This window comes from Streptomyces sp. NPDC057474, from assembly GCF_042802555.1.
Lineage (GTDB): Bacteria > Actinomycetota > Actinomycetes > Streptomycetales > Streptomycetaceae > Streptomyces.
This window is the reverse complement of sequence record NZ_JBHVDX010000411.1, coordinates 1-4,309: the sequence shown is the minus strand read 5'-3', so window position 1 is coordinate 4,309 and position 4,309 is coordinate 1. Positions and strand designations below refer to the sequence as shown.

At 70.8% G+C, this 4,309-nt stretch carries 4 protein-coding genes; all 4 read left to right on the top strand.

The features are described from left to right. Positions 1 to 1,397: pyridoxal phosphate-dependent decarboxylase family protein (locus ACFU53_RS46920; RefSeq protein ID WP_384006456.1), on the top strand; the 1,397-nt coding region annotated here is incomplete at its 5' end. Between the two features lie 36 nt (positions 1,398 to 1,433). Then, positions 1,434 to 2,339 (top strand): LysR family transcriptional regulator, encoded by a 906-nt coding sequence (locus tag ACFU53_RS46915; protein WP_384006453.1) that lies wholly within the window; start codon positions 1,434 to 1,436, stop codon positions 2,337 to 2,339. Between the two features lie 194 nt (positions 2,340 to 2,533). Further along, entirely contained in the window at positions 2,534 to 2,866 is a 333-nt protein-coding gene (locus tag ACFU53_RS46910) for a hypothetical protein (RefSeq protein ID WP_384006451.1), read from the top strand. Positions 2,867 to 2,946: 80 nt separating this feature from the next. Beyond that, a complete protein-coding gene (locus tag ACFU53_RS46905; RefSeq protein WP_384006449.1) occupies positions 2,947 to 4,230 on the top strand; it encodes a hypothetical protein in 1,284 nt (427 codons plus the stop codon). Positions 4,231 to 4,309: the final 79 nt, after the last annotated feature.

Genomic DNA, 4,309 nt, shown 5'->3' with positions numbered 1-4,309 from the left:
GCCCCGGGGCGGCCGCCGCCGCGATGGGCCGGTTCCTCGACGGGGGCGCGTTCCTCACCGAGAACCCGAGCTCCGGGCGGGTGACCGAGCTGTTCGAGGCGTACGCCGCCGGGGCGGCCGACCTCGCGCACCCGGCCGCCGTGTCCCGCATGCAGTGCGCGCCCACGGCCGCCTCCGTCGCCGCCGAGCTGCTCGCCGCCGCCCTCAACCAGTCCCTGCACTCCTGGGAGAGCGGTCCCTTCGCCCTGCAGCTGGAGCGGCGGCTGATCGCGGAGATGGCGTCGTGGGCCGGCTTCGGCGCCGGGGCGTCGGGCACCCTCACACCGGGCGGCAGCATCTCCAACCTGATGGGCCTGCTGGTCGCCAGGGAGCACGCGCTGCGGGAGAGCGGCGAGGTGTCCCGCTCGGGCCTGACCGGTCTGCGGGTCGGGCCGAGGATCCTGTGCTCGGCGGCCGCCCACTTCTCTGTGGCCCGCGCGGCCGGCTTCCTCGGGCTCGGCCAGGACGCCGTGGTGCCCGTGCCGGTGGACGATCTCGGCCGGATGCGGGTGGCCGAAGTGCGCCGCATCCTCGACCGGTTCGGCCCCGACGAGCTCCCGCTGGCCCTGGTCGCGACGGCGGGCACGACGGACCGCGGTTCCTACGACCCGTTGCCCGAGCTGGCCGACCTGGCCGCCGAGCGGGACGTGTGGCTGCACGTCGACGCGGCGTACGGCATCGGGGCGCTGTTCTCCCCCTCGCTCTCCCCGCTCCTCACCGGGCTGGACCGCGCCGACTCCGTCGCCTTCGACCTGCACAAGTTCGGCTGGACGCCGGCCTCGTCGAGCGTTCTCCTGGTCCGCGACGAGCAGCACCTGCGGTGCCTGGACCAGCAGGCCGTGTACCTCAACCCGGCGGACGACGAGGCGGCCGGTTTCACCGCGCTGCTGGGCACCTCGATGCAGACCACGCGTCGCTCGGACGCCTTCAAGATGGCCGCGTCCCTGCTGACGCTGGGCCGGGAGGGCATGGGCGCCTGGGTGGACCGGTGCCACGGCCTGGCCCGGTACGCGGCGGCCCGCATCACGGCCGGCACAGACCTGGACCTGCTGGCCGAGCCGCTGCTCAGCACGGTGATCTTCCGCTGCCGGCCGCCCGCGCGGGGCGTGGCCGACGAGAGCGCCTGGAACGCCGCGGTCCGGCGCACGCTCATGGCGCGGGGACGCGCGCTCGTGGCCCGCACCAAGGTGGCCGGCCCGGACGGCGAACCCCGGGTCCACCTCAAGCTCGTCTTCCTCAACCCGGCGACGACCGAGGCGGAGATCGACGAACTACTGGCGGACATCGCCGCCGTCGCCCGCGAACTGGCCGAGGCCGGCCCCGGCGAGGGGGGCGACGGGGACACGTACAGCGACTGACCGGCAGGCGGCGCGACTTCGACCCAGGAGGACCACGTGGACATCCGCCAGCTCACGACCTTTCAGAAAGCTGCGACCCTGCTCAGCTTCAGCCGGGCGGCAGCGGAGCTCAACTACGCCCAGTCCAGCGTCACCGGCCAGATCAGGGGCCTGGAGAACGCACTCGGCATCGAGTTGTTCGAGCGGCTCTCGGGCCGCAGCGTCCGGCTCACCCAGGCCGGGGAACGGTTCCTGCCGTACGCCGAGCAGTTGCTCTCCCTGGCCGACGAGGCCCGCAGTGCGACCAGGGGCGGCAGTGAGCCGGCCGGCCGGGTCCTAGTCGGAACCATGGAGAGCATCGCGACCTACCGCATGCCACCGATGCTGGAGTTCTTCCATCACCGCCACCCGGGACTGCAAGTGGTGCTGCGGCCGGGTTCCGGCGAGGAGACCGTCCAGGCACTCGGCCGGGGCGCCCTCGACCTCGGGCTGGTGATGGACGTGGAGACCCGCCACGCCAGCATGGAGGGCGTCGTGCTGCGCACCGAGCCCCTGGTCGCCGTCGTCTGCCCGGACCATCTGCTGGCCGCGCGCCGACTGGTGACCGCGGACCAGCTGCGGGAGACGCCCCTCCTGGTGCCCGAGGCGGGGCCGCGCTGCCGCAGGCTGCTGGAACGGGAGCTGTGGGGCGGGCGAGAGCCCGTGCCGCTGCTGGAGTCCGGGACCGTGGAGTCCGCGAAGCGCTGGGCGGCAGCCGGGCTCGGGATCGCCCTGCTGCCCGCCGTGGCCGTGGCGGACGACATCGACACCGGTGTCCTCGCCCCGCTCGCCTGGCGGCCTCCCTTCGAGGTCAGCACCCAGCTCCTGTGGCGCCGCGGAACACGGCTGACCAGAGAAATGCGAGTCTTCGTGGACAAAGTCAGTGAATTCCTGACCGGAGAAGCCGATCGAATAGCCGCCTGAATTTCCGGCCGACCGCCGCCCCGACCCTGAACCACGACCCATCGGAATGTCCGAACCCCGCGATTCCCGAAGCCGATCGAGAATTAATTGACCGGGCACCCCGGGGCTGCTGAAATTAATACATCAGCACGGGGGCCGGAAAGAAAAAGAAAACGGAACCCGTGAAATTCATCGCCGCGAATAAGGAGCCCACCATGAACGCCACCACCTCCGCCCAGCAGATGCTCGCCGCTCTCTACGCGAACGGCACCGAGTTCGACGCCGACTTCAGCAAGGTCGACGACGCGACGCTGGCGAAGCTCCGCGAGGCCTCCGCCTCCGGTGACGAGGCGCTGCAGAACCTGCTGACCACCCTCGCCTTCAACAAGTTCGAGGGTGCCGACCAGGCCTCCCGACTCTCCGCCTCGCTGGCCGGCATCAAGCAGGCGGCCGTCGCGGAGATCTTCGAGGAGCTGCCGACCACGTCCATCGACGAGCTGCGCGCCGCCGCCGAGGCCGCCGGCTACGAGGTCGAGGTCCTCGGCTGAGCGAAGGACCGGCAGGGGGCGGGCACACGGTTGCCCGCCCCCGCCTCCCAGGCCGCACATTCAGGAAAGGAAGGACTGTTGTGAACGAGTCGTTCGCCATCGAGGGACTGGGCTGGCGCGAGAACTGGCGGATCGAGAACGGGAACGATTCCTACGTCGTCCCCTTTCCCACCCTGCGGCCCGCGACCCTGGTTTTCCACGGCGAAAAGGAATTCAGTTACGGGCACTACGGAATTCACCTCGGCCAGGCCGACTGGCTGACCTTCATGGGCCCCAGCACCCGCAGCATCACCGGCTATTTCATCGACTGCCGCGAGGGTTCCCCCACCGCAGGCGTCCGGGAGACGCACACGTGGTCCCCGGCCTCGGCCCGGGCGCTGTACATCCCGCCCGGCGTGGCACACACCTTCGACGGCCTGGAGTTCGTGAACTCGATCAACTCCTACGAGCTGTTCCTGCCGGACCCGAAGGAGTGGGTGCACGGCTCCCTCGACTGGCAGCCCGACGCCGACATCATCAACCTGCCGCTCAACGTGTCCGACGAGGACCTCCCGCTGTACAAGCCCAACACCCACCCCGCCGACGAACTCTGGTACGACATGGTGGCGGCGCAGCAGCGGGCGATGATCCCGAAGGTCGCCTACGAGTACCCGGTCACCCGCGACGTCCGCCTCGCCGACGGCACCGTCCGCCGGGTCGAGCTGCGTCGGCCCCTCCCGAAGGACGGCAGGAAGAACTGGGAGTCCTTCGACGGCGTGTTCGGTGTCGGCTGGGTGCGGCACCCGGTGATCCGCAGCGGCGCCGAGTCCGGCTTCTCCGCCCTCCTGGACCGCCACCCGCTGTACTTCATCGACCACGGCGAGGACCGCTACACGCACGACGCGTACGGCATCCACCTCGGCCAGGAGGACCGGCTGACCTTCGTCGGCCCCCGTGACCAGGAGGTCACCCTTCACCTGATCGACACCCGCGTCGACTCGCCCACCTACGGAGCCGACGTCTCGTTCACCTTCTTCCCGGACCCGGAGCGCTACCTGCTCATCCCGCCCGGTGTGGGCCACGCCTTCGAGCACCTGGAGAACGTCTACACGATCAACCGGCCCCGCACACTGCTCCCCGAGGACGGCGAGTACCTGCCGGGCAACGACGTCATCGACTGGCCCGTCGGCCGGCGCCCGATGCCCTCCCTGCGGGCCAACGCGGTGCCCGCGAGCCGGGAGTACTACGAGGAGCGGGTCGCCGACCAGATGAAGCTCCGCGCGATGCCGCCCACCCACTCCACTCCCTCCGTGATGATGATCACCGGCGAGAACGGTCAGCAGATACGGATCGCGCTCAGGAAGAAGGTCCCGGCAGCCTCCTGACCCCGCGGAGGGGGCAACGCTCCCGCCCCTCCGCCACAGCCCTTCCGCTTCCCCGGCCGTGCGTGCGGCCACCGTGACC

Excerpts from the sequence above, each read along its gene's own strand:
- ACFU53_RS46910 (WP_384006451.1), top strand. The coding sequence starts at position 2,534 with ATGAACGCCACCACCTCCGCCCAGCAGATGCTCGCCGCTCTCTACGCG.